The sequence below is a fragment of the Xylophilus ampelinus genome, assembly GCF_003217575.1.
GTDB classification, from domain to species: Bacteria; Pseudomonadota; Gammaproteobacteria; order Burkholderiales; family Burkholderiaceae_C; genus Xylophilus; species Xylophilus ampelinus.
In genome coordinates this window covers 1-2,417 of the sequence record NZ_QJTC01000052.1, presented here as the reverse complement: position 1 = coordinate 2,417, position 2,417 = coordinate 1, and the positions used below count along the sequence as shown (strand labels likewise).

Annotated in this window: 3 protein-coding genes; all 3 read right to left on the bottom strand. The window is 66.4% G+C overall.

Features of this window, described 5'->3' with window-relative positions; genetic code table 11:
• A partial coding sequence (tnpC, locus tag DFQ15_RS16750; protein WP_110467043.1) for an IS66 family transposase occupies positions 1-1,525 on the bottom strand: 1,525 nt, incomplete at its 3' end.
• A gap of 35 nt (positions 1,526-1,560) precedes the next feature.
• A complete protein-coding gene (gene tnpB / locus DFQ15_RS16745; RefSeq protein WP_110467042.1) occupies positions 1,561-1,911 on the bottom strand; it encodes an IS66 family insertion sequence element accessory protein TnpB in 351 nt (116 codons plus the stop codon).
• A complete protein-coding gene (locus DFQ15_RS16740) occupies positions 1,887-2,333 on the bottom strand; it encodes a transposase (RefSeq protein ID WP_110467041.1) in 447 nt (148 codons plus the stop codon). The genes tnpB and DFQ15_RS16740 overlap by 25 nt, the downstream gene beginning before the upstream one ends.
• Positions 2,334-2,417 lie beyond the last annotated feature (84 nt).

The following is a 2,417-nucleotide window of genomic DNA, read 5'->3' as shown; positions in this document are numbered from 1 at the left end:
CTGCGGTCTGCGCCAATGGCAACTTCTTGAACAGCGCGACGAGGTAGCCATAGGGCTCGATGCCATTGGCCTTGGCCGTCTCGATCAGCGAGTACAGATTGGCGCTCGCGTTCGCGCCTGCGACGGTGTCGGCGAACAGCCAACTGCGCCGGCCGACCACGAAGGGCCGGATCGCGTTCTCCACCGGGTTGGAGTCCAGCGGCCAGGATCCGCTGTCCAGGAAGCGTACGAGCTTGGGCCACTGCCCGTGCAGGTAATGCAATGCCTCGCCCAGCAGGCTCGAAGGCGCGACGCTGTGCAGGTGCATGAGCAGCAATCGTTCGATCTCGCGCACGACTGCGCGGCTGTAACGCGAGCGAAGCCGCAGCCTGCGTTCTGCATTCCAGTCCTTGGCCAATGCCTCCGCGCGGTACAGCCTGCCGATGAGTCGTACGAACCGGCTTGCGAGCTGGTCCTGTGAACGGGCGGCCTTAGGGATGGATTCCTCGGCCTTGATGAACGGCCTGCGCGCATGCACCCAGCACCCCAGGTGCGTGAGGGCGTGGGATCGGGCGATGCCGTTGTAGACCTCGTAGCCGTCGGTGACGAGTGTGGCGCCAGGACGGATGCCGGCGTAGAGCTTCTCGGCGTGCACGGCACCGCGTCCCGGTGCATACGCGAACAGCCGTACCGGCGGGCCGGTGCCGGCGCCATTCATCTGCGCCCACATGTAGCTCATGGTCTGCGCCTTGCGCCCGGGCTCCTTCAACACCTGGACGGTGGTCTCGTCGCCGTAGACCAGGTCCGAGTCCAGCAGATGGTCGCGCAGCAGGTTGATGACGGGCTGCACGGCCTGGCCGATGCGCACGACGCCAGCAGCCAAGGTGTTGCTCGCGATGTCGCCGCCGAAGCGACGCAGCAACGCGGCCGTGCGGTAGAGCGGCATGCCGAACTGGTACTTGCCGGTGATGACCCAGGCCTGGGCGGCCTCGGTGAGCAGCCCGCGCGCGATGATGCGCGCCGGGGTGAGCGCGACCTTCAGGCTCCGGTCGCAGCAGGGGCAGGCGTACTTGATGCGCTGGTGCTGCAGCACGCGCACCTGCTCGGGGATGATGTGCAATTGTTCGCTGATCTCGGCACCGATCTCCACCAGGGCATGCCCATCATGGGCGCACACGCGCTCGGCCTCGGGCAGCTCATGGCGCACGATCTCGCGCGGCAGGGCCGGGTCGAGTGGCTTGCGGCCGCGCTTCTTGCGCTGGTGACCGGCAACCGGGGTCGATTCCTCCTCATCGGTCTCGGCCTGCGGCGTTTGATCAGTGGGTGCGAGTGCCTCGGCTTCGTTGAGGAACAGGTCCTTCTGTTCGGTGCCGCGCGCCTCGCTCTTGGCGGCGAAGAGCTGGCGCTGCAGGGACCGCAGCCGCTCCAGCGCAAGGTCTCGTTCGGCAGTGGCTACCCGCAAGGCGCCGGCCAGCGCATCGCGTTCGGCAACGAGCGAGGCAAGATCCTCGGCAGTGATGACGGCAATGGCAGACGGTAGCGACACTCCAACTTGGACCGGAACGCCTGCGTATTGTTCCGTCAGGCTACGCTCGAATAGCGCACATGGGCGTGGCGCTGCACCACCGCGATGTCGATGCCTTCGAGCAGCCAGTGCAGCTGCTCGGCATTCAGCGTCGGCACCGCCTCGGCCGAGGGCCAGATGAACCGGTCCTTCTCCAGCCGCTTGAGCAGCAGCCAGAAGCCGTTGCGCTCCCAACCCAGGATCTTGACCCGGTCGCGCCGGCGGTTGCTGAAGACATACGCGCACGGGGCGAACGGGTCCAGGCCGAGCGCCTGCTCCACCAAGATGGACAGGCCGTTGATGTTCAGGCGGAAGTCCACCGGCTCGCGGTGCAGGTAGACCTTCAGGCCTTTGTCGAAGCGGAACACGGCAGCCTCCCCAGCGCTTCGACCACTACGCCGACGTGGCGCAGCTCCACGCCGTGCAGTTCGATCGCCACGCCGTTGGGCAGGCGGGCCTGCAGGTGCAGCGCGGCGGGGATGACGCCGCTGTCCCTGTCGCACGTCTCGATCGGCGGTGATGGCAAGGCGATTGCGACGAACGTCTCAGGTGCGGGTGTCCCGCTGGCCATGCCCTTGCGAACGCGGCCTCCATGCTCATGCTCGCGAAGCCACCGGCTGACCTGGTTGGCATTGACGCCGCATTCGCGCGCCAGGCGCGATACCGACGCACCGGGCTGCCGGCACAGAGCTACCAACTGCGACTTCGCCGTCTCGTCGTACACGCTGCGTCCGTCGCGCTTGTGCCCCACCACCAGCCGACGCCTGAGGTCTTCCAACTCATCTGTCATCTACGTTCCCACGTTGTGTATGTGGGAACGTAGGCTGTCAGGTCATGAGGTGTGACTCAAGGGCGTGATTAATTGACCGCGTAC